Annotated in this window: 19 protein-coding genes; 7 read left to right on the forward strand and 12 right to left on the reverse strand. The window is 63.8% G+C overall.

Annotation, left to right across the window (positions count from 1 at the left end):
• Nucleotides 1-16: 16 nt before the first annotated feature.
• Genes LNV08_RS16055 through LNV08_RS16075 form a run of 5 tightly spaced genes read right to left on the reverse strand, consistent with a single transcriptional unit; the run spans nucleotide 17 to nucleotide 4,330 of the window.
• A complete protein-coding gene (locus LNV08_RS16055; RefSeq protein ID WP_263534729.1) occupies nucleotides 17-820 on the reverse strand; it encodes an enoyl-CoA hydratase/isomerase family protein in 804 nt (267 codons plus the stop codon).
• Complete coding sequence (locus LNV08_RS16060) at nucleotides 817-2,022, reverse strand: alpha/beta hydrolase family protein (protein WP_263534730.1); 1,206 nt, start codon at nucleotides 2,020-2,022, stop codon at nucleotides 817-819. The genes LNV08_RS16055 and LNV08_RS16060 overlap by 4 nt, the downstream gene beginning before the upstream one ends.
• 2 nt (nucleotides 2,023-2,024) lie before the next feature.
• Nucleotides 2,025-2,426: a PIN domain nuclease gene (locus tag LNV08_RS16065; RefSeq protein WP_263534731.1), complete on the reverse strand. Its 402-nt coding sequence runs from the start codon at nucleotides 2,424-2,426 to the stop codon at nucleotides 2,025-2,027.
• Nucleotides 2,423-2,683, reverse strand: a complete 261-nt coding sequence (locus LNV08_RS16070; protein ID WP_263534732.1) for a type II toxin-antitoxin system VapB family antitoxin — start codon at nucleotides 2,681-2,683, stop codon at nucleotides 2,423-2,425. Before LNV08_RS16070 ends, LNV08_RS16065 begins: the two co-directional genes overlap by 4 nt.
• Nucleotides 2,684-2,722: 39 nt before the next feature.
• Nucleotides 2,723-4,330, reverse strand: a complete 1,608-nt coding sequence (locus tag LNV08_RS16075; protein ID WP_263534733.1) for a carboxyl transferase domain-containing protein — start codon at nucleotides 4,328-4,330, stop codon at nucleotides 2,723-2,725.
• Between the two features lie 152 nt (nucleotides 4,331-4,482).
• On the opposite strand from LNV08_RS16075, the gene LNV08_RS16080 reads away from it, so the two are divergent.
• Complete coding sequence (locus LNV08_RS16080; RefSeq protein ID WP_409993951.1) at nucleotides 4,483-5,211, forward strand: TetR/AcrR family transcriptional regulator; 729 nt, start codon at nucleotides 4,483-4,485, stop codon at nucleotides 5,209-5,211.
• An 18-nt stretch (nucleotides 5,212-5,229) separates the two neighbouring features.
• Here LNV08_RS16080 and LNV08_RS16085 read toward each other — a convergent pair whose 3' ends face one another.
• The 3 genes from LNV08_RS16085 to LNV08_RS16095 form a co-directional block, all read right to left on the reverse strand.
• Nucleotides 5,230-7,518: an ATP-dependent DNA helicase gene (locus LNV08_RS16085; RefSeq protein ID WP_263534735.1), complete on the reverse strand. Its 2,289-nt coding sequence runs from the start codon at nucleotides 7,516-7,518 to the stop codon at nucleotides 5,230-5,232.
• A complete protein-coding gene (locus tag LNV08_RS16090) occupies nucleotides 7,515-8,306 on the reverse strand; it encodes a hypothetical protein (protein ID WP_263534736.1) in 792 nt (263 codons plus the stop codon). The genes LNV08_RS16085 and LNV08_RS16090 overlap by 4 nt, the downstream gene beginning before the upstream one ends.
• A 204-nt stretch (nucleotides 8,307-8,510) precedes the next feature.
• The gene (locus tag LNV08_RS16095; RefSeq protein ID WP_263534737.1) at nucleotides 8,511-8,978 is read right to left on the reverse strand and encodes an excalibur calcium-binding domain-containing protein; all 468 of its coding nucleotides are present in this window, start codon (nucleotides 8,976-8,978) and stop codon (nucleotides 8,511-8,513) included.
• A gap of 458 nt (nucleotides 8,979-9,436) precedes the next feature.
• Here LNV08_RS16095 and LNV08_RS16100 point away from each other — a divergent pair, with 458 nt between their 5' ends.
• Nucleotides 9,437-12,373 carry a DUF349 domain-containing protein gene (locus LNV08_RS16100; protein ID WP_263534738.1) on the forward strand — a complete coding sequence of 979 codons (2,937 nt, stop codon included), beginning with the start codon at nucleotides 9,437-9,439 and terminating at the stop codon, nucleotides 12,371-12,373.
• A gap of 10 nt (nucleotides 12,374-12,383) precedes the next feature.
• On the opposite strand, the gene LNV08_RS16105 is transcribed toward LNV08_RS16100, so the two are convergent.
• Together LNV08_RS16105 and LNV08_RS16110 are read right to left on the reverse strand one after the other, a co-directional pair.
• Nucleotides 12,384-13,229, reverse strand: coding sequence for a LytR/AlgR family response regulator transcription factor (locus tag LNV08_RS16105; RefSeq protein ID WP_263534739.1), 846 nt, complete (start codon nucleotides 13,227-13,229; stop codon nucleotides 12,384-12,386).
• A gap of 7 nt (nucleotides 13,230-13,236) precedes the next feature.
• On the reverse strand, nucleotides 13,237-14,427 hold the full coding sequence (locus tag LNV08_RS16110; RefSeq protein WP_263534740.1) for a sensor histidine kinase: 1,191 nt from the start codon (nucleotides 14,425-14,427) through the stop codon (nucleotides 13,237-13,239).
• A gap of 202 nt (nucleotides 14,428-14,629) precedes the next feature.
• Here LNV08_RS16110 and LNV08_RS16115 point away from each other — a divergent pair, with 202 nt between their 5' ends.
• The 3 genes from LNV08_RS16115 (at nucleotide 14,630) to LNV08_RS16125 (ending at nucleotide 17,976) form a co-directional block, all read left to right on the forward strand.
• Nucleotides 14,630-15,223, forward strand: coding sequence for a nuclear transport factor 2 family protein (locus LNV08_RS16115; RefSeq protein WP_263534741.1), 594 nt, complete (start codon nucleotides 14,630-14,632; stop codon nucleotides 15,221-15,223).
• Nucleotides 15,224-15,343: 120 nt separating this feature from the next.
• Nucleotides 15,344-15,811: a (2Fe-2S)-binding protein gene (locus tag LNV08_RS16120; RefSeq protein WP_263534742.1), complete on the forward strand. Its 468-nt coding sequence runs from the start codon at nucleotides 15,344-15,346 to the stop codon at nucleotides 15,809-15,811.
• A 2-nt stretch (nucleotides 15,812-15,813) separates the two neighbouring features.
• Nucleotides 15,814-17,976 (forward strand): xanthine dehydrogenase family protein molybdopterin-binding subunit, encoded by a 2,163-nt coding sequence (locus LNV08_RS16125; RefSeq protein ID WP_263534743.1) that lies wholly within the window; start codon nucleotides 15,814-15,816, stop codon nucleotides 17,974-17,976.
• A gap of 25 nt (nucleotides 17,977-18,001) precedes the next feature.
• Here LNV08_RS16125 and LNV08_RS16130 read toward each other — a convergent pair whose 3' ends face one another.
• The gene (locus LNV08_RS16130; RefSeq protein ID WP_263534744.1) at nucleotides 18,002-18,196 is read right to left on the reverse strand and encodes a heavy-metal-associated domain-containing protein; all 195 of its coding nucleotides are present in this window, start codon (nucleotides 18,194-18,196) and stop codon (nucleotides 18,002-18,004) included.
• Nucleotides 18,197-18,405: 209 nt separating this feature from the next.
• On the opposite strand from LNV08_RS16130, the gene LNV08_RS16135 reads away from it, so the two are divergent.
• Both LNV08_RS16135 and LNV08_RS16140 read left to right on the forward strand, forming a co-directional pair.
• Nucleotides 18,406-19,206: a hypothetical protein gene (locus LNV08_RS16135; protein ID WP_263534745.1), complete on the forward strand. Its 801-nt coding sequence runs from the start codon at nucleotides 18,406-18,408 to the stop codon at nucleotides 19,204-19,206.
• A gap of 47 nt (nucleotides 19,207-19,253) precedes the next feature.
• Nucleotides 19,254-21,812, forward strand: coding sequence for a heavy metal translocating P-type ATPase (locus LNV08_RS16140; RefSeq protein WP_263534746.1), 2,559 nt, complete (start codon nucleotides 19,254-19,256; stop codon nucleotides 21,810-21,812).
• A gap of 11 nt (nucleotides 21,813-21,823) precedes the next feature.
• On the opposite strand, the gene LNV08_RS16145 is transcribed toward LNV08_RS16140, so the two are convergent.
• Nucleotides 21,824-22,543 (reverse strand): substrate-binding periplasmic protein, encoded by a 720-nt coding sequence (locus LNV08_RS16145; protein ID WP_414858755.1) that lies wholly within the window; start codon nucleotides 22,541-22,543, stop codon nucleotides 21,824-21,826.
• Nucleotides 22,544-22,555 lie beyond the last annotated feature (12 nt).

Consider the following 22,555-nt stretch of genomic DNA (forward strand, 5'->3'; position numbering starts at 1 on the left):
AGAAGTGATCGGGACTTCAGGCCAGCCAGGCGGGCCGGCTCTTGTTCAAAAAGCTCTGCACGCCCTCGCGGCCCTCGGCGCTGGCGCGAATGTCTGCAATACGGCGGGCGGTGTCGTCGCGCAGCGCGGGCGTGAGGCTCGCGTGGGCGACGTCTTGCACCAAGCGCTTGCAGGCGCGCACCGCGTGCGGGCCGTTGGCGGCGATGGCAGCGGCGATCGCGCCGACCTTGTCATCCAGCGACTCGGGCGTTGCCAACTCATGCACCAGCCCCAGGCGATGAGCCTCGGCGGCGCTGAAGCGCTCGGCCGTCACGAAGTAGCGCCGCGATGCCTGCTCACCCAGGGCGCGCACCACATAGGGCCCGATGGTGGCCGGCAGCAAGCCCAGCTTGGCCTCAGACAGGCAAAAGCCAGCCGACTCCACCGCCACCACCACATCGCAAACCGCCACCAGGCCGACGCCGCCGGCATAGACATCACCCTGCACGCGCGCAATCACCGGCACCGGACAGCTGTAAATCGTCCACAGCATTTCGGCCAGCAGGGCGGCGTCGGCATGGTTTTGCTCCCAGCTGAATCCGGCCATCGCCTTCATCCAGTTGAGATCCGCGCCAGCGCAAAAAGCCTTGCCCTCGGCAGCCAAAACGATGGCGCGCACGCTGCTGTCTTGGCCCAACTCGGCAAAGGCGGCGGTCAGCTCGGCCACCACCACTTCATTGAAGGCATTGCGCACATCGGGGCGGTGCAGGCTGACGCTGGCGGTATGCGGGCCAAAACCGCCGCGTTGCACCACCAAGGTTTGATACTTGCTGTTATTCATTGGGGTCTCCAGACCACTTTGTCGTCGACGGCGTAAAAACTGCACGGCTTGCCCTTGCGCTTTTGGCAAAAGCCCAGCGCGCGCGACAGCACGTCCTCGCCGCTGGCATAACCGAATTCACCCTCGGTATTGAGGGCAAAGGCACGCGGCTTCTTGGCCATCAGGAATTTCTTATAGCCCTCTTGCGCAGACCAGCCCCGCAGCGGCAAGGCTTCCACGTCATTGAGCGGCGCGAAGTCGGTGTCGGGCGGCGCTTTCATCAGGCCGGTCTGGGTGAAGCCTTGCTGGGCCAAAAACTCATCGACCAAGGGCTGCCAGACGTCATTGGCCGCCGCGAACAGGCGATGACCATCGTCCCCGATGGCGGGCAAGAGCCGGTAGTCCACCAGGCCGCCACCATGGCGGTAGGCCTCGGCCCAGTCGCGGCTGTGGTGCGGGGCGAAATACATATCGTTCTCGGTATAGATCCAAAGCGTCGGCGTGGGCAAGTCGGCGCGGGCATTGAACTCGCCATAGCGCTGAAACAGGCGCTTGAGCTGCTCGGCTTGACAAGGCTCGCCTCGGCGCAGGGTCGGGCTGCCGCCATGCCCGCCGGCAAAGTTGATCGCCGCCACCAAGCCCGGCGGACGCTCCGCTGCTGCGGCGACGGTGGCGATGCCGCCGACCGACTGCCCGACCAGCACCAGACGGCTGGCGTCCACATCTGTTTGCGCGGCCATGGCGCGCGCGACCGCGATGATTTGCTGGGCAGCAGCGTTCAAGGCCGGCGCGTAGATGGGCTTGCTGCAACTCTGGCTGCTTTCCGGGTCGCCGAGCTGGGCCAACTCGCCGTAACCCAGACGCAGCGGTGAGGCCACGGCGAAGCCCTTGCGGACGAAAAAGCGCGCGGCCGATTCAAAACGCTGGCGCCCATATTCGCTGCGCTTGTCGCTGTTGCGGCCATGGCTGATGATGAGCAGCGGAAAGGGGCCGGGGCCGTTTGGTTTGAAGGTAGTGACCAGTAGATCGCCGGCAATATCGCGACCGTACGCGTCCTGCACGCTGACAGGCACGCGCAGCACCGCCTCACGTATATCCTTGTTCAAGGTGGCGGGGTCGATCAAAGCCTGGGCCCGCGCGCCGCTAGGCAGGCCGCTAAACAGGCCGCACAACAGGCCCGCCAGCAAGGCGACGCAAACTTTTGTGGTGCGCACAGCAGCCATCGTCAATGCTTCCAAACCTTGAGGCCGCGCAGCGTTTCCATCGCGTCGTAGTCGCGATCCGCGTGCAGCAGGGCGCAATCGTTGCTGATGCAAAAACTGGCTTGCAAGACATCGACCGGGCTGTTGACGGTCACACCACCGGCGCGCAGCGCACGGTAATGCTCGACGGCATGCAACGCGTTGTCCTCACCACCCATTTCGATCACATCCAGCGCGCCCAAGGCCCGCTTGGCGGCCAGGTAATCGCGCTCATCTCGAAAGCCGCGCAAGACCTCGAACAAGACCAGATCGGCCAGCGCCAAGGGCGCACCGGCATCTTCCAGCAACTCGCTCAGGCGGCGCACACCGACGGTATCGCGGCCGTTGAAGAAATCTATCCAGACCGAGGAATCAACCAGAATCATGGCGTGCCCGGCTTCGCGCTCAAGGCTTCATTTGGCCGCACCGGATGGCCTGTTGCGGGCCCATTCAAGATCAACTCGACAGCCCGAGGCGCATCTTCCCAACGCAGCTTGCCGCGCAGGGCCAGGATTTCACGGTAGGCCGCCTGCCGCGCCAGCAGGCGCAGGCCGGCCTCGACCGCGTCCTTCTTGGTCTTGAACGCGCCCGACTTCATCGCCTGGTCCATCAAATCATCATTGATTTCGATATTGGTGCGCATGATGTGTACGGAATTACCCAAATGTGTGTATTTTACACATCACATCCGGAAGACACCAAACTTGGTCTCGGCAATCGGCGCATTCAGTGCAGCACTCAAGCCCAGAGCCAAAACTCGGCGCGTGTCTGCCGGGTCGATCACGCCGTCGTCCCACAGCCGGGCCGACGCGTAATGGGGATGCCCCTGGTCTTCGTATTGCTGGCGGATCGGCGCCTTGAAGGCTTCTTCTTCATCGGCCGTCCAGCTGCCGCCCTTGCCCTCAATGCCGTCGCGCTTGACCGTGGCCAGCACCGAAGCGGCCTGCTCGCCGCCCATCACCGAGATGCGCGCGTTCGGCCACATCCACAAGAAGCGCGGCGAGAAGGCGCGGCCGCACATGCCGTAATTGCCGGCGCCAAAGCTGCCGCCGATGATGATGGTGAACTTGGGCACCTGGGCGCAGGCGACCGCCGTCACCATCTTGGCGCCAGCGCGCGCAATGCCCTCGTTCTCGTATTTGCGCCCGACCATGAAGCCGGTGATGTTCTGCAAAAAGACCAAAGGGATTTTGCGCTGGCAGCACAGCTCGATGAAATGCGCACCCTTGTTGGCGCTCTCGGTGAACAAGATGCCGTTGTTGGCGACGATGCCGACCGGCATGCCCTCGATATGGGCAAAGCCGCAGACCAAGGTGGCGCCGTAACGAGCCTTGAATTCCTCGAACTCGGACCCGTCCACGACGCGGGCGATCACCTCGCGCACATCGAAAGGCTTGCGTGTGTCGGTCGGGATCACCCCGTGCAATTCTTCGGCATCAAACAAGGGCGCGCGCGGTGCCTGCATCAAGAGTTGCGAGTCCTTGCGCCAATTCAGGCCGGCCACGGCTTGCCGCGCGATGGCCAGCGCATGGGTGTCGTTATTGGCCAGATGGTCGGCCACGCCGGACAGACGCGTGTGCACATCGCCGCCGCCCAAATCTTCCGCCGTCACCACCTCGCCGGTGGCCGCCTTCACCAGAGGCGGGCCGCCCAGGAAGATCGTGCCCTGATTCTTGACGATGATGGTCTCGTCGCTCATCGCCGGCACATAAGCGCCACCTGCCGTGCAGGAGCCCATCACGACGGCGATCTGCGGGATGCCGGCGCCCGACAAATTGGCCTGGTTGAAGAAGATGCGACCGAAATGATCACGGTCCGGGAACACATCATCCTGATTGGGCAAATTCGCGCCGCCCGAGTCGACCAGATAGACGCAGGGCAGGCGGTTTTGCGCGGCGATCTCCTGCGCGCGCAAATGCTTTTTGACGGTGATGGGGTAGTAAGTGCCACCCTTCACCGTCGCATCATTGCAGACGATCATGCAGTCCACGCCGGAGACGCGGCCGATGCCGGCAATCATGCCGCCACCGGGTGCGGCGTTGTCATACATATTGAGGCCGGCCAGCGGCGCCAACTCCAGAAACGGCGTGCCAGGGTCCAAGAGCATTTCGACTCGGTCGCGTGGCAGCAACTTGCCGCGCGCGATGTGCTTGGCCCGCGCCGCTTCGCCGCCGCCCTGGGCAATCTGCTCCAACCGGCTGTTCAGATCATCCAGCAGGCCACGCATGGTGGCGGCGTTGGATTTGAAGTCTGCGGAACGGGCATTGAGCTTGCTGCTGAGAACGGGCATGGAGCCTCCTGAAAGCGATGGCACCCGATTTTCTGAGTGCAACTCACAAATTTCACAAAAATAGCTCACGATCGACCGAGCCGACACGCGAGGCCCGAAGAATAGGTCAGAGTGATGCTTGATGCAAGCAGGACTTGAGCTTTACTCAATTAATGCGCAAAATAGCGCCCGTGACCACCATTCCCAGCCCCATCAAAGCACCCCAACGCCGCTCGCCTGCCAGCGCCAAGGCCGAACAGCGGGTACGCGATATTTTGCGCGTGGGGCGAGAAGTATTCTCCGAGCGCGGCTACGAACGCGCCACCACCACCGAGATTGCACAGCGCCTGGGCATCTCGGAGGCCACCGTATTCACCTACTTTCGCAGCAAGCGCGAGTTGTGCATGCGGGTGATTGGCGACTGGTATGACGAAATCATCGACGCCATCGAGACCGGCTTGCCCCTCAAGGCGACGGTGCGCGAACAGTTGGAGTTCATGGTCCACACCCATCTGCGCCTATTCCTGATCCAGGGCACGGGGCTGTGCGCCTTGGTGCTGTCGGAGGGGCGCACCAAGGGTGAATCGGGCCAAGAACTGAGCGAGCCCTTTGTCGCGCTGCAGCGCCGCTACACCGCGCCCTTGATGGATTTGCTGGCGCGCGGCCAGGCCAGCGGCGAGGTACGTGCGGACATCCCCTTGCGCCTGTTGCGCTCACTGGTGTTTGGGCCGATGGAGCATATCTTGTGGGAGGTTGTCATTGGCGGGCGCCAGATCGACATCGACAGCAGTGCCCGCGATCTGGTCGCCCTGCTCTGGCCAGCGCTGCAAGCCCCCGACCAAGAGCTGCTGGGCCTGCGCCGCATGCGCACCGAGCTGGCGGCCGCTTTGGCGCAAGGCTGAAACGCAGCCAGTTTCTAACTAGCTGCGCCCTCCCGGCGCCACCTGCCACCACCTCGGCAATAGAGCCTGCACCTCGCGGCGGCCGAAACGGTCGTCCATCAGATGAAGCACCCCTTGATCACTGACGGTGCGTATCACCCGGCCAGCCGCCTGCACGACTTTTTGCAAGCCGGGGTAGAGATAGGTGTAGTTGTAGCCGGCGCCGCCGCCCATCAACTGGTCAAGGCGAAGCTTGATTTGCTCGTTGACCGGGTTCACCTGCGGCAAGCCCAGCGTGGCAATGAAGGCGCCTATCAAGCGCTTGCCCGGCAGATCGACCGCCTCACCAAACGAGCCGCCCAGCACCACGAAAGCGATGCCTAGGCTATCGGGCGTCAATCGACTCAAAAATGCTTGCTGCTCTTGCTCCGTCATGCGCCGCGTCTGCTTGCTGATCGATATCTGCCCATGCAGGGATTCAAACAAGGCGGCGGCCTCTTGCAAATAGTCGTGGCTGCTGAAGAAAGCCAGGTAGTTGCCGGGCTGCGCCTGAAACTGCCGCGCCATCAATTCGACAATGGCCGGCAAGGAGGCTTGGCGCTGCTGGTAGCGGGTGGAAATATGCGCCGCCACCGACACCTGCAACTGATCAGCCTCAAAAGGCGCGGCCACATCGACCCAAGCAGTGTCGGCGGGCAGTCCCAGGATGTCGGCAAAGTAGGCCATGGGCTGCAAGGTGGCCGAGAACAAAATCGTTGTGCGCGCAGCAGTGAACCTGGGCCCCAGAAAGGGCGCGGGCAAAACATTGCGCAAACAGAGCACCGAGCCTGCTCGTGCCAGCCCGGTATCAGCCTTGCTCACGTCACACAAAGAATGCGGGCCGAACAACTCGGCCATGCGGGTGAAATGCAGCGCCTCGAAGTAAAAGACTTGCAGCGCGGCATTGACCTCGGTGGGATGCTCGGCCTGGTAGTCGGCCAGCGCCGAGTTCAGCAACTGCAAACTAGCGACAAATTTCAGCGGCAAGCCGTCCAGCACCTGATAGGGCGAGAGCTGCGCTTTGTTCAGTTCATTCCATTGCCGGTGCAGCCGGTCCAGCGCTTTCTTCAAGGCCGGCGGCGCCGCCAGCCTTGCCGCCCGCAAGCTGGCCTGATCCAGCTCGGCCGTGTACATCTTGCGGCCGCGCTCGACTAGGTTGTGTGCCTCATCCACCAAGACCGCCACCCGCCACTGATTGGCCTGCGTCAGGCCGTGCAGCAAGGCGCTGACGTCGAAGTAATAGTTGTAGTCCCCCACCACCACATCGCTCCAGCGCACCAACTCCTGGCTCAGGTAGTAGGGGCAAACGCTATGAGCCAGCGCGACTTCACGCAGGGCGCCACGGTCGAGCAGACCGTCGGTTGAAACCGTTACGGCCGCCGCCCGCGCCGCGCCCAACCGATCATAAAAACCCTGCGCCAGCGGGCAAGACTCACCGTGACAGGCCTTGTCCGGGTGCTCGCAAGCCTTGTCCCGCGCCACCAACTCCAGCGCCCGCAAGGGCAGCTTGCCGACGCTCTTCTTGAGCAGATGCAAGGCCTCCAGCGCCAAGCCTCGGCCGGCCGACTTGGCGGTGAGAAAGAACACCTTGTCGAGTTGCTGACCCGGGCAAGCCTTCAAGAGCGGGAAGATCGTGCCCACCGTCTTGCCGATGCCGGTGGGCGCTTGGGCCATCAGGCAGCGGCCGGTTTGGGCAGCGCGATAAACCGCAGTGGACAAATCACGCTGGCCGGGGCGGAAGTCGCCATGCGGGAAAGCCAAGGCCGACAGCGCCTCGTCACGCTGGCCGCGATGGGCCAGCTCCTGCTGAGCCCAGGCCAGAAAGCGCCCACACAGCGTCTCGAAAAAGACCTGCAAATCGGCGGCCGCGTGGCGCTCGCACAGCAGCGTTTCTTGCTGCGAGCCGATATTGAAATACACCAGCGCCAGCTCGACCTCGGCCAAGCCCTGCGCCCGGCACAGCATCGCGCCGTAAACCTTCAGCTGCGCCCAATGCAGCAGGCGATGGTTCTCCGGGATGCGCTCGATTTTGCCCTTGAAGGTCTTGACCTCCTCCAGCCGGCCCAGCTGCGCATCAAAACCATCGGCGCGCCCGCGCACCAGCAAGTCTTGGTATTGCCCACTCAAAGCCAGCTCGGCCTGGTAATGCGCCGGGCGCCTGGATGCCACCAGGGCGTGGCCTTCAATGCCTTCTTGCGCGCTGGGTGCGGGCGTGAAGCGCAGGTCCAAATCACCTTGTTTGGCGGTGAACTCGCACAGCGCTCGCACCGCCACCGTGTAGGGCTTCAAGTCGTGTCGCCTTCGCTGGACGAGGCCAACTGACGCTGCGCCGGATCTTCATCCAGCCGCGCCGGCGTCGCCTTGGCCAGCGCCAGCCAAACCGCAAACGGCAGCTTGCAAGGCTTGTGGCGGGCCGGGCGCAGCAACTCCAAACGGCCATCTTCGACGGCGCCGTGCAGCACCCAAACGCCAAAAGCCTCGGGAATCTCCGCCGCCTCGGCTACGCCCACCGGGAAGACGTAATAGCACTCGCTGCACAGCCATTGGTAAGAATCGCGCTTGGCCGCATGGCGCAGATCCGACAGCAAATCGGCCCGGCTGACCTTGATCTCATGCACCACCGGATGCAGATAGTCCTCGACCGAGGTGTTACGCACCGAGAACACATCCGGCCGCGCCACCCGCCACTGCGGCTTAGGCACAGCTGCGGCCAGGGTCTGGGGTGCCAGCAGGAACTCCGCATCGGGGTCGTGCTGGCCTTGCGCTTCAGCGCCGGCCTCACCTTCACCCTGCCCTTGCCCCTGCGCACGCAATGACAACTCGCGCCACACCACCCGCCCGGCCAGCAGCAGCTCACGCGTCATCCGTGCCGCCAAAGCGTCATGCGCGCTCAAGGCTCGCCGATTGAGTCGGCGAGCTTCGGCCAAGCAATGCACGCCCAGCTCGGTCAATCGCAGCGTTTCATGGCCCTCATGTCCCGTATGGGCTGAAGTCAGCGCCGCCCAACCGGCCGCCACCAGGTCAAGCTCCACCCCGTCGCGAACGGGCCAACAAGCCCCCACCGCCCAAATTTTCATCAGGCGAGTCAGGTGCTGGCGCTTAGGAATCAGGCTGAAGGTGGGCTGAGCAATCACTGTATAAGTTTACAGTGACACAGACTGAGCGCCAGTCGCAGAGTGTTTGATCTTGTTTGACAGGTCTGGCGCCGCTGCAATTGGCTTGCGTCAGCGTCAAATTCTCACCCGACAGATGAGCGACCTTTGCGTTTTGGGCTCACATTGCTAGCGGCACCATTGATCTTCGCAAGGAATTCCATCGCCATCACCGTCCATCTTGACGCCTGGACAATGCTTGAGAAAGAACTTGGCCTCCTCGCAAGAGCTCATTTGCGAGCAGTACAGGCGCCCATCACACCTTCGGTTTGATTGAGCCGCCGGCGCCAACGGCTGCGGCTCCTTGGCTTGCGAGGTCTGGGAGCTGGGTGGTGCGCCGGGCCGCGCTGATACCAGGCCTCTGTGTTCACTTGCCACAGAACCCGAGAGTTTGCTGGCAGTCTCTTGCTGCTGCTTCAGCTTCAGCCGTTCCGCGTTGAGCTGCTCCACCGTCGGCACCGTTCGCGGACCATCAACAGGGCAAGGATCGCTTTGGTAGGTGACCGAACCCTTCTGGCTGCACTTGAAAATAGGCGGCGCTGCATCCAGCGCCAAGGGCGTCAACAGAACGAAAAGCAGAGTGATGAAGGCAAGCAATGTGTTCATTCGATGAATCAATTTGCATCAAGCTCGATGCTCAAACCGTAAATGTAATCTCGCATTTCTAGTCATCCGGCGCGTCTAAAGCTGCGGCCCAAGGCCTTGAAAATCCCTACCGATCTCTTCCATCCCCTGAATCCCCTCCATCCCGGCTCAATTTCTTGGTTTTGATTTCACCAACGTTACACGCGGCAGGGTCAGGCTCGATACGCGCCTTTTTGTGAGGCTAGAAAAATTCTTGGCCTGGATGGAGGGGATGCAGGGGGTCAAAACAAGCGGGCACGGGGAGAGACCCGTTGTCGCCCAATCGGCTCGCAAGCGCGGCGCGTCTCGTCCAGCCAGCTCACCCGCTGCCAAGCCCCAACGCCCGCCCGCCTACACTCCGGGCGGCGGCGCGCAGGATGCGTGCCCGATGACAAACCCACAAACTGACCGGCGACTTGCGCCGCGACCACATGCTGAGCTGGATTTTTAAGAAATTTGGGCGCACCGCTGCCCCGGCCAAGGCCACCACGGCCTCACGCAAAGCCACCGAACAAGCCTCACCTCAGGCCGCCCAAAAAGCGGCCCAGAAGACCGCTCAAGAAGCAAGCCAGAAGGCTGCTCAGAAAGCCAGCGAGAAGGCTCAACAGTTGGCCGCCGCGCAAGCGGACTGGGCGCCCCGCCTGCAGGCCGCGCTAGGCGATGACGCCGCTTTGCTGGCTCTTGCCTTGGCCGCGCCGGTACTGGACATCAAGCTGGCCGCCATCAACGCACTGCAGGGCGAAACCACTTTGAAGCAAGCGGAGCGTGAATTCCGCAACCAAGACAAGCGCTTGCACCGCGCCGCCAAAACCCGGTTTGAGGCCGCCGTCGCCCAGCGCGAAGCACGCACACGCGCTCAAACCCTGATCGCCAGCGCCCAGGCCCTGCAGGCCGAGACCGATTTGCCCGTCAATCAGCTGAGCAACCTGGACCGCGATTGGCAGGCACTCGACCCCGAACTGCTGGAGCCTGCGCAGATTGCGCAGTTCCGTGGCTTGAGCGAAGCGCTGAACCACAATTTGCGCCAACGCAGCGAGTTGGCTCAGCAGGTGCTGCGTTGGTCCGTTGATGCCCGTCAGGCCTTGAGTGACTGGCAAGCGGCCGCCGAACAAGCCGCAGCCACCGGCTTGAGCGGCGAGCTGAGTGCAGGCCCGCACACCCAAGCCTTGCAAGCGCTGCAAGCGCGTTGCCCCGACGCCCACGCCGCACCTTGCCCTGAGCTGCTGCCCCAACTGGCCAGCGCCTTGCTCAGCAGTGAGCAAATCGAAGCGCGGCTGGCCTGCTTGGCGACTTTGTCTGCCGCAGCGATCAAGCCGGCCAGCGAGCCAGCTGCAGAAGCCGCCGATGTGGCCTCCCCAACCGAGCCAGCGGCCGCTTCGCCCTCCCAGCAATGGCAGGCCTTGGCACCGGTGGCCGATGCGGCCCTGGCGCGCGTGCTGACCCAGCGCTTTGAGCAGTGGCGCCAAGCCCAGCAGCGCGCTCAGCGGCCCGCCGAAACCTCAGCGCAAGCCAGCGAGACCACAGCCGCACCGGCGCGCGCCAAACCCGCCCGCAAGCAAGCCGCACAGCTGAGCGACGCGACGCCAGAGCAAGCACAGCAGTTTGCAAGCCTGCTGGCGCAAGCAGAAGCGGCGCAAGCGGCCGGTCTGCTCAGCGATATGCAGGCCTTGCTGCAGCAGATTGATGCCGGACTGACGGGCGTCAAGCCCGCCTCGCTGGATGAGGGCTTGCGCGAGCGCCACCACGCCTTGCTGGCCGAGCGCAGCCGCCTGCGCGACTGGGAGCAATGGGGCGGCGCCCTCGCGCTCGACGCCTTGGTGGCCGAGGCCGAAAGCCTGGCACAGGCCACTTTGGCGGCTGCCCCAGCTGCTGCCCTGCCTGCTGCAGAGGCAACGGAGCCTGCCGAAGCCAGCAGCTCTGAAGACACCCCCGCCCCGACTGAGCCAACGACCGACGCTCAAGCAGCGCCGCCGGCCAGCAAGCCGGCCAAGCTCAATTTGAAAGCGCAGCGCGAGGCGATTCAAGACCTGCGCAAGCGCTGGAAAGAGGTGGACCGCCTCAGCGCCGGCGCGGGCCATGCCCTGTGGCCACGCTTTGATGCGGCCTTGCAAACGGCCAATGAGCCAGTGGCCGCACAGCTGGCCGAGTTGAAGCTGGCCCGCGAAGCCAATCTCGCCAGCCGCGAGCAGCTCTTGGCCGAATTGGACGGCTTCGCCGCTCCCGAGGCCGGCTTCGCAGGCTTGGCCGGTGAAAGTGCCGCCCACTATTGGAAAGAATGCCTGCGGGCGCTGTCGGCCTTTCAGCTCGCCTGGCGCCAGCTCGGGCCGGTGGAGCACACCGTCCCGATGGCCAAGCGCGAAGCGCTGCTGCAACGCCAGCGCGCCAGCCTGGAGCGCCTCGAAGCGCCCTTGCAACAAGCCCGCCGCAGCGCCGAGGCACAGCGCGAGCAGCTGATCAAGCAGGCCGAGGGCTTGCTGCAAGAACTGCAGCAAAACCCTCAGCTGCGTGATGTGACGCAGCGCGTGCGCGACCTGCAGGCCGAATGGCAAAGCCAAGCTCGCAGCCTGCCGCTGGCACGCGGCAGCGAGAACGATTTGTGGGCGCGCTTCAAGGCCGCTACCGACGCCGTCTTCGCTCAGCGCTCGGCCGCATTTGATGCACGCGATGCCGAGCTGGCCGGCACGCTCGCCGCTTATGAGGCCTTGCTGGCAAGGCTGGACGCGCTGACGGTCGCCACGCCTGACGCCGAGATTCGACGCACCCTGGCCGAGGTGGACCGCAGCTGGCGCCAAGGCGGCGAGTTGCCGCGCGGGCTGGCGGCAGGCCTGGATGCCCGCCTGCAAGCGGCCCATGCGGCGGCGCTGCAAATTCTTGACGGGCGCAGCCAAATGATCTGGCAAGCTCAATGTGAAGCATTGGACGCCAAGCTCAAGCTGTGCGAAGCGAAAGAATCTACCGGGTCTGTAGCGAACGCAGCACCGGAAACCGCAGCGGACGAGGCAGAGTTTGCACAGCGATTTGCCGCCCTACCGGCTCTGCCGGACGACTGGGAGCAAGCGCTGAAGCAGCGCATGCCCGCGACTGCCGAGCTCGACGAGATCTTGCTGCAACTCGAAGCCGCCTTGGATCTGCCGGCCTCGGCCGAGATGCAGGCCGCCCGCCGACAGCTCAAACTCAAGGCCCTGAAAGACGCGCTCGAAGGGCGCGGGGCCGCGCTGCAAGGCGCTCAGCAACAAGCCGCCTGGCTGCGCGAGGCCCTGCGAGCCAGCAATTGCTCGGCCGCGCAGACCGAACGCCTGCACGGTTTGATCAAGGCCTTGGCACAAGCGCCTGCGGGGACTTTGGGCGTCAGCTTGAAGGTAGATTGATATCTAAGGATTAGCCCAACAAAGCCCGCAGCTGCTTCACATAGCGCTCGCTGACCGGTACTTTGTCGGCGCTGCGCAAGGTGGCTTCGTAGCAGGCGTCGCCGCTGACTTCCAGGCGCGCAAGCGCTTCGGGGCGCAGCAGGGCTGTGCGGTGCACCCGCATGAATTGCTGGCGGGGCAAGCGCTGCTCCAGGGCGGTCAAGGTCGCGCGGTGCAGCACCACGCGCGGTCTGTTGTTACCCCCCTCAGCCGCGCGCAGATGCAGCTCCACATAGTTGCCCGCTGCACTGATCCACTCGATATCAGCCACCGCAATACGCTCGAGCATGCCCACCGAGCGAACATTCAAGAAGCTCACAGCGGGAATAGCCTCGCCCCCCGCCAAGCTGCGTTGCTCATGCAAAAAGCCACTCAGCGTCTGCCCTTGGGTTTGGGCTTGGGCTTGGGCTTGGGCCAGCGCAGAGACCGCACCTTGCTTGAGCGTCAGCATCTGTTCAACACGGGCCAGCATGGCAGCGAAGCGCTGGTCATCAAAAGGCTTGAGCAGATAGTCCAGCGCAAACACGTCAAAGGCCGCCAGCGCATGTTCGTCATAGGCGGTCACAAAAACCAGCAAAGGCGGATGGGGGCCATCGCACAATTCGGCTGCAAAGCTCAGCCCGTTTTGGCGCGGCATTTGAATGTCCAGCAAGAGCAAATCAAAATCGCGCCCGGCCATGGCCACGCGGGCCTCGGCGGCACTTGCGCAGAGCTCCGCCGCATGCCAATTGGGATGCTCGGCCAGCGCCAGCTGCAGATTGCGTCGCGCCAGGGCCTCGTCGTCCACCACCAGGGCGGTCCATTTTCGAATTCTCATAGGGCGGCTACTCCGGCAGCTCTCGCCAGGGCAGGATCAGTTCGGTCGTGAAGCTGCCCGCTTCTTGCCGGGTCAGCAATCGGGCCGCATCACCGTACAGCAGCTGTAGACGCTCGCGGGTCGCCGACAGCCCAAGGCCGTGGCCACGCTGCCGCGGGGTCTCGGCGCCGACGGGATTGCGCAGCGTCAGGCGCAACCCGTCGCCGTCCGGCCTCAGACTCAAGGCGACAAAACCTTCACCGTCGCATGCCTCCAGCCCATGGTGAATGGCGTTCTCCACCAGCGGCTGAAACATCAAGGGCGGGCAAGCGGCCCGCTCCCAAGCCGCCTCATCGATTTGCCATTGCACGGACAAACTCTCTCCATAGCGCAGGCTTTGCAACTGCAAATAGTCGCGCATGAAGTTCAGTTCATCTTGCACCGAGACCCACTCGGTCTTGCTGGCCCGCAGCGCATAACGCAGCAATTCACTGACACGGGTCAAGGCCGTCAGGGCCATGCCGCGATCGGCGGCGCGCACCAGGGCCGAGATGCTGTTCAAGGCATTGAACAAGAAATGCGGCTCCAACTGCCCTTGCAACAAGAGCAGGCGCAAGCGCAAATGGTCGGACCGCTCGCGTTGCCGGGCGGCCTCGCGCGCCTGGGCATTGGCCTTGGAAACCACAAAGGCCTGCACCGAGAAGGCACCACCCGCCAGCACAAGATCATAGAAAAGCGAATACCACCGGTTCCTCAGTACCAGGGCCCACCATGCATCCGGCAGCGCGCCTTCGCGCAGCAGCTCCAAAAGCCAAAAGTAACTCAGCCACACCAGCGCGAACAGCGACATGCTGACCATGAACACGCGTATTTGCTTCTCCGGGCTGGCCCACTGCTGCGGCCGGCGCCAAGCGTGCAGGAACAAAACCCAGCTGAACAGGATATAGGGCGGAAAGGCCGACAGGCTGAGCCGCAGCACCTGCAGCAGGCTCAGGCTGGTGCGCCCCGTGTTGGCGGCATCTGCCGTTTGCGCCAGGGCCATCAACAACCAGATCAACAGCCACAAGCCGGTGCACACCAAAAGGCCATGCACCGCTTTGCCAAGCAGCATGCCGCGCGTGGCCACCTTCGCCTTCGCCGCTTCATCCGCTTCGGGCAATGCTGCAAGGACAGAGGTGTGGGCAGCCGTGTGGGCTGCCATGTGAGCAGCGATAGACATGGTCGGGAGATGTTCAGCCGGGCGTGATGAAAGCCGCCAGGCAAGAGCTGGTGCAAGCACTTTATTCGATCTGACTCCCGGCCCGCCGGCAGGCGCCTGGGCTCGCTGGCTCGGGGCCGGTGTTTCATCCCAAACCTTTCACTTGCGGCCCGACTTCGCGCCACAGTGATCGCTTCGCCAGCCATCCCAAGCTCACTTGACCATGCAACGACGACACAACTCCCTGCCCAAGCTGATCCTCGGCCTGAGCCTACTCGCCAGCCTGACTGTGCCGACCCAAGCGGCGCAGGAGCCGCAGACCGCCCAAAGCCCGGCAAGGCCGGACTACCAGTCCGCCTCGGCCAAGACAAAGGCGATTGCCGAGGCCTATCTGCACACCTATATTCAGCAAGACTGGGTGCACCTTGCCGAGATGATGGACGAGCAGATCAGCTTTCGGGACCCGAGCGCCAAGCTCGTCTTTGGTGAGCTGGGGCAAGACGGAAAAAGCCGGCTGATCGGCTATTTCAAAGCCACCTACCCCTATATCGAAACGCACAGCTTCAAACTCGAACGCAGCTTTTTCGCTGGCGAACAGGCGGTCTTCATCGGCGTTTCGGACTGGAGTTTTGCGCCACCTGGGCAGCCGGTGGTGCGCAGCGTGATACCGCTCGTCATTGCCATTCAGGTCAAGCATGGCTTGGTGGTCGAGCACCTGGAGATGGGCGATCTGCAGCCCTATGTCGACGCAGCGAGTCTGGCCCAGAAAAGAAGTCAAGGCCCAGGGCGGGCAGCGGCCCAAGCGCAAGCAAACTGATAGAACTCTGTGTATGCTGCGCAACGGGCATCTGCTGCGCACATGCCCAGAGCCAAGTGCCAAGAGCCAAGAGCCAAGAGCGCGGCCAAGCCTCACTATTTGCATTCGCAAGGACTCACGATGATCAATCTCAACGTCAACGGCAAACCCGCCAGCGTGGACGCCGACCCCGATATGCCGCTGCTGTGGGCCTTGCGTGAAGACCTGCAACTGACCGGCTCCAAGTTTGGCTGCGGCATGGGCTTGTGCGGTGCCTGCACCGTGCATTTGGATGGCCAGCCGGTACGCGCCTGTTCCACCCCGCTGTCTGCGGCGGTTGGCAAAAAGGTCACCACGATCGAAGGCATCAGCGCCAGCAAAACCGGCAAGGTGGTGCAAGCCGCCTGGGTCAAGATCGATGTGCCGCAATGCGGCTACTGCCAAAGCGGCCAGATCATGAGTGCTTGCGCGCTGCTGGCTGCCAAGAAGTCGCCCAGTGACGCCGACATCGACCAAGCCATGAGCGGCAATATTTGCCGCTGCGGCACTTACAACCAAGTGCGCGCCGCCATCCACGATGCCTCCGCCACGCTGAAGAAAGGCGCATGAAGATGGATACCACCTCAACACTGCCGCAAACTTCCCGTCGGGGCTTCCTCAAGAGCATTGCCGGCGGCGCCTTGATGCTGTCTTTCGCGCTGCCCTTGGCGAGCAAGCGTGCACTGGCCCAATCCGTCAGCAACACCTTTGCGCCGAGTGCCTGGCTGCGCATCACGCCCGATAACCGCGTCACCGTGCTCTGCGGCTCATCCGAAATGGGCCAGGGCGTACTGACTGCCATCCCGATGATGGTGGCCGAGGAATTGGACGCCGATTGGGCGCTGATTGGGGTTGAGCAAGCCCCTGCCGACACAGCCTTCAACAACCCGCTGTTCGGCATGCAAGGCACTGGCGGCAGCACCACGGTGCGTGCGCATTGGACGCCGCTGCGCCAGGCAGGTGCGGCGGCCCGCGAGATGCTGGTGGCAGCTGCGGCGCAGGCCTGGAAGGTCGATGCGGCCACGCTGCGCACCGAGCGCGGCCATGTGATCGGCCCCGGCGGCAAAAAGCTCTCCTACGGTGCGCTGGTGGAAAGCGCGGCCCAACAAGCCGTGCCGGCCTCGCCCAAGTTGAAGGACAGCAAAGACTTCAAGATCCTGGGCAAGCCCACCCGCCGCCTGGACAGTGCAGCCAAGGTCAACGGTTCGGCCCAGTTCGGCATAGACACCCATCTGGACGGCTTGCTGGTGGCCGTGATGGCGCGCGCGCCGGTGGCCGGAGCCAAGGTCAAGAGCAGTGACGAAGCGGCGGCGCGCGCGGTCAAGGGCGTTCAGCATGTGATCGCGCTGGACAACGGCGTGGCCGTCTTGGCCAAGGGCTTTTGGGCCGCGAAAAAGGGTCGCGCGGCCCTCAATGTGCAGTGGGATTTGGGGGCCGGCCTTGGCGCCGATCTGTCCACCGAGAAAGTCTCGGCCATGCTGTCGGATGCAGCCGGCAAAGCCAGCGCCGTGGCGGTGGACAGTGGCAATCTCAAAGACGCCGCCGCCAACTCCGCGCAACAGCTGTCGGCCAGCTACGAGGTGCCCTATCTGGCCCACGCCTGTATGGAGCCGCTCAACTGCACCGCCTGGGTGCGCGACGGCGCGGCCACGGTGTGGGTAGGCACCCAGGGCCAGGGGCCGACGCAGCAAATCATCGCAAAAATAGCCGGAGTGCCGACCGACAAGGTGCAGGTCAACACCACCTTGCTGGGCGGCGGCTTCGGGCGCCGTTTTGCGCATGATTTCACCATCAGCGCCACGCTCTTGTCCAAGCTCAGCGGCCACCCGGTCAAGCTGATCTATGAGCGCGAAGACGATATGGCGGCGGGCTTTTATCGCCCCGCTTCGGTGGTCAAGTTTGAAGGCGCGCTGGACGACAAGGGCCGTGTCAGCCTCTTGCGCGCCGACATCGGCTCACCCTCCATCATGGCCGGCTCCGGCTTCATGAAGCTGCCGGAAAGCGGCGTGGACGCCATGGCGGTCGAGGGCCTGGCCGATCATCATTACGACATCGCCAATCAACGCATTGCCTATGGGCAGGCCGAGCCCGGCCCGCAGGTCTGGTTCTGGCGCTCGGTCGGGCATTCGCAAAATGCTTTCTTCCTGGAGAGCTTTGTCGATGAGTTGGCCCATGCGGCAAAAGCCGATCCGCTGCAGTTCCGCTTGCAGATGCTCTCCAAGCAGCCACGTCTGCGCGGCGTGCTGGAGTTGGCGGCGGCAAAAGCGGGCTGGGGCAAGCCTGCGCCCAAGGGCATCTTCCGCGGCATTGCGGTAGCCGAGAGCTTCGGCAGTTATGTGGCCGAGGTGGCCGAGATCTCGATCGCCAAAGACGGCACACCCAAGGTGCACCGCGTCGTCGCAGCCGTTGACTGCGGCATGACGGTCAACCCCTTGACCATCACGCACCAGATCGAAAGCGCGATTTGCTATGGGCTGTCAGCGGCGCTGTACGGCAAGATCACGCACAAAGACGGCCGCGTCGAGCAGAGCAACTTCCATGACTACCCGGTCGTGCGCATGAGCGAGATGCCCAAGGTGGAAGTGCATATCGTGCCGAGCAAAGAGGCACCCGGCGGCATCGGCGAACCCGGCACGCCGCCGCTGGCACCGGCGCTGACCAACGCGATCTTTGCCGCTACCGGCGTGCGGGTGCGCAAACTGCCGATTGATACGACGGCGTTAAAGCGAGTTTGAGGTCTTAAGCCTTAAACCTCAAACCTTAAACAGCGGGCGGGTAGCCCTCTTCTGTCAAGGCCGCGACGAAGACGTCGCGGCCTTTTTCGCTTTCGACCCGCAAGACTCTCGCCTCGCGGTCAAACAAGGGCTTGGCCTCGGCATCCACGGTCGCCACCAACTTGGTGATGGCGGCGACGCAATGGCCGCAAGTCATATCGGGGAGTTTGAATTCGTACATGGTGGGGACCTTTTGGTTGAACGGACCTCAGCATAAACCGGCGAGGGATCGGCGTGTGAGGGTCAGGTCTTGCCGGTATGGCTGACGTGGTCGCCAGGCACGATGCCGGGAGTTCGGCCCGGCATCGTGCAGGTACACCAAATCAGCTGTAGCGGATCAAAGGCCGCCACTACACTGATGACCTCCCCTGTATTGACCTCTCTCGCCCCATGAAATTCCACCGTCACTGGATCCTCAGCACCCTGCTTGCCGCGCTCAGCGTCACCACCGCCGCTACGGCTGCCGCCGCCGAGCCAGCCCCGCTTGACCTCGAACAGCTTTACGCACAGCACGAGCAGTACATTGGCAAAGCCGCCACTGAGCGCATGCTGCGCAACGCCTATCAAAGCCAGATCGGCTCGCAACTGGTGTGGGAGCAGATCGGCATCAACTACCGCGACCCCTTCGCAATTCAAGAGTTCAAACAACGCTTCGAGAAGCAACTGCAAGAGCGCCTCAAACCCCTGGGCGCGCCGCAGCCGCTGCCGCCGCTGGTCAGCGCGCAGGTCAAGTTCAAGACCGACCGCAGCTCCTACTCCTTTGACAACGAGACGCTGGTGATTGGCCCGGTCTTCGCCCATCTGAAAAGCGCCGCCATCAGACCCAGCGGCAGCGGCCACCGGGACTGGCCCTTCCCCATCGCCAGTTGCTTCCGCCGTGAGATCAGCGGCAAGCTGGAGGTCTTTGACTTCGGCGAGATCGGCAACTTCTGGGGCCATATCAGTGCCGAAAAGCTCGCGCGCATGAGCATCAAGGCGGACGAGGCCAAAGAGCTGTTCAAGGGCCAGCAAACGGCCGAACTCGACGGTGTGGCGGTCTACCGCGTCACCAAGCAGCCGACGCCCATGGGCAGCACCTTCTGTGGCAGCGGCGGTATCTTGTTTGAACTCAGCCCTGTATCCTTCACCATCAAGGGCCTGCCCGGCGGTGAGCGGGTGTTGACCCAATTCTTTTGGGGGCGCGGCGCTTAGTTCAGCACAGCCCTGCCCCTCATGGCTGAGGCCAGAATCGAAGCCCGATGAACAGCAGCAGTAACAGCAATAACAGCAGTAAAACGGGCGTCAACGACGCCGCCGCCAAGTCTTTCACCCTCCCCGTCGCCGGCATGACCTGCGCCTCCTGCGTCAAGCGGGTAGAAAAAGCCTTGCTGCGCGTGCCCGGCGTCAGCAGCGCCGAAGTCAACTTGGCGACCGAGACCGCTAGCGTCAGCGGCTCCGCCGAAATCACGCTGCCGCTGCTGCGCGCCGCCGTCGAGGCGGCCGGTTACAGCCTGCCGGAGCAAAGCCTAAGCCTGCAAATCAGCGGCATGACCTGCGCCTCCTGCGTGGGTCGGGTCGAACGCGCCTTGCTCAAGATGCCCGGCGTCTTGTCGGCCGAGGTCAATCTGGCCACCGAAGCGGCCAGCGTGCGCATGCTCAGCAGCGTCGAGCCACAAGCGCTGATCNCCTTGCTCAAGATGCCCGGCGTCTTGTCGGCCGAGGTCAATCTGGCCACCGAAGCGGCCAGCGTGCGCATGCTCAGCAGCGTCGAGCCACAAGCGCTGATCGCGGCCATCGCCAAGGCCGGCTATGAGGCGCGCTTGGTGGATGCCGAAAATGCCGCCTCTCCGCCCAAGCCGAGCTGGCAGCACAGCGGCTGGCCGGTGCTGATCGCCGCGCTGCTGAGCGCACCGCTGGTGCTGCCCATGGCCGGCATGCTGCTGGGTCAGCATTGGATGTTGAACGGCTATTGGCAGCTTGCCTTGACCGTGCCGGTGCAGTTCTGGCTGGGCGCGCGCTTTTACAAGGCCGGCTGGGCCGCATTGCGGGCCGGCAGCGGCAATATGGATTTGCTCGTCGCCCTTGGCACCAGCGCGGCGTTTGCCTTGTCGGTCTACGAGCTATGGCTGCGCGGGCCGCTGAGCATGCAGCTCTATTTTGAATCGGCGGCCGTGGTCATCACCCTGGTCTTGCTGGGCAAATGGCTGGAAGCGCGGGCCAAGCGGCAAACCACCGAGGCCATTCGTGCGCTCAAAAAGCTGCAGCCCGATACCGCCCGCGTGCGCCGCGACGGCCAGGACATCGAGCTGCCGCTGGGCCAGCTGCGCTTAGGCGACGAGGTGGTGGTGCGGCCGGGCGAGCGCATCCCGGTGGACGGCGAGGTGTTGGAAGGCGCCTCGCATGTCGACGAGTCGCTGATCACCGGCGAGAGCCTGGCCGTAGCCAAGGCCGTGCACGACAAGGTCGTCGGCGGAGCCGTCAATGGCGAGGGCTTGCTCCTGCTGCGCGTGAGCGCGCTGGGCGCGGAGTCCACCTTGTCGCGCATCGTGCGCATGGTCGAATCCGCGCAGGCCAAGAAGGCGCCGATTCAGCGCCTGGTCGACCAAGTCAGCGCCGTCTTTGTGCCGGTGGTGATCGGCTTGGCCCTGCTCACCTTGCTGGGCTGGGGGCTGCTGCAAGGCAATTGGGAGCAGGCGCTGCTGAACGCCGTCGCCGTCTTGGTGATTGCCTGCCCCTGCGCTTTGGGCCTAGCCACACCGACCGCCATCATGGCCGGCACCGGCGTTGCGGCGCGCCACGGCATTTTGATCAAAGACGCCGAGGCGCTGGAGTTAGCGGCCAAGCTGACTGTCGTCGCCTTTGACAAGACCGGCACGCTGACGGTCGGCAAGCCCGAGCTGCTGGCCCTGCATGCGGCCGACGGGACCCAGCCGGCGGAACTTTTGCGCTGGGCGGCGGCCGTGCAAGCCGGCAGCGAGCACCCGCTGGCCCGCGCGGTCGGCGCTGCGGCTGCGGCGCAAAACATCGTGGTTCCCCCGAGCACTGAGATGCGCGCCGTGGCGGGCCGGGGAGTAGCGGCCCGGCTGAAAGAACAAGACCTGAGCTCGCTGGATCTTCGCCTCGGCAGCAGCCGCTTTATGCAGGAGTTAGGCGTGTCGACCGAGGCCTTGCAGACGCAGGCCGACAGCCTGCAAGCGCAAGGCCGCACGGTGTCCTGGCTGGCCGAGGTGTCCAGCAGCCCGCGCCTGCTGGGCCTGCTGGCCTTTGGCGACAACATCAAGCCGACGGCGGCAGCCGCCGTGCAGGCGCTGCATCAGATGGGCCTGCGCTGCGTGATGCTCAGCGGCGACAACGCAGGCAGCGCGGCCCTGGTCGCCAGCCAACTGGGCATCACCGAGGTGCGCGCCGAGGTGCTGCCCGAGGACAAGGCACGTATCGTGGCGGAACTGAAAGGCAAGAGCCAAGATCAAGAGAAAGAGCAAGTGGCCATGGTGGGCGACGGCATCAACGACGCGCCGGCCCTGGCCGCCGCCGATGTGGGCCTGGCTATGTCGACCGGCACCGACGTGGCGATGGCGGCCGCAGGCATCACGCTGATGCATGGCGACCCGGCGCTGGTAGCGCAGGCGATTGATCTGTCGCGCCGCACCGTCGCCAAGATTCGGCAAAACCTGTTCTGGGCCTTTGCCTACAACGTGATCGGCATTCCGCTGGCGGCCTTCGGCTTTTTGAACCCGGTGATTGCCGGCGCGGCGATGGCTTTGTCCAGCGTCTCGGTGGTCAGCAATGCCTTGCTACTCAAGCGCTGGCGGGCTTGAAATGACTCATCCTAATGCTGAATATGCAGGGAGCCATCCTTGTGCATGGCCTGCAAAGCCTCGTCCAGCTGCTTTAAGGGCAAGGCGCTTTTGAGCGACAAGGCACAACGAAGATCGGTTTTTTCCAGCAGCAAAGGCTGATGCAGCGCCAAATCAAAGCCCAAGACCTGACGCTGGTAGTCCAGATAGCTGCGGCTGACGATCGCATGCGCTACGCGCTTGGCCGCTAGGCGACGCAGCAGCGCCTCGGCATCGGGGCCATCATCACGGCTGAATTTCAGGCCCAGCTGGCGCTCCAGCGTCACGTAGCGGAAGCCTGCAATCGTCCCGATCGCCTGGCCGGCCAAGTCCTCCAGGCGCTGCGGCGCCGGCATATCGGCGCGTGTGATCAACAATTCAAAATGCTGCGCGACCGGCTGACTCCACTGAAACGGCCCCGGCAACCAGGCGCTGGCATAACCGCAGATCAGGTCGGCCTGACCGCGCTCCAGGGCAGCGGTGATGCGTTTGCGTGCGACAGGCACAAACACCGCCTCCCGGCCTAAGCGCTTGGCCAGATCGAGGCCAAGTTGATGGCTGAGGCCGGACGTGAGCTCACCCTTCTCAAACTTGGCATAGGGCAATGACACGCTGGTGTCGACAACAAAGCGCAATGGCTCCGCCCAGGCCGGCGCAGGGCCCCAAGCGAGGAAGATGCTTAAAAAAAGCGCATTGCGCAAAGACACCGACAAGGCAATAGCCCC

The sequence above is a fragment of the Paucibacter sp. TC2R-5 genome (assembly GCF_025717605.1).
Classification (GTDB): domain Bacteria; phylum Pseudomonadota; class Gammaproteobacteria; order Burkholderiales; family Burkholderiaceae_C; genus Paucibacter_A; species Paucibacter_A albus.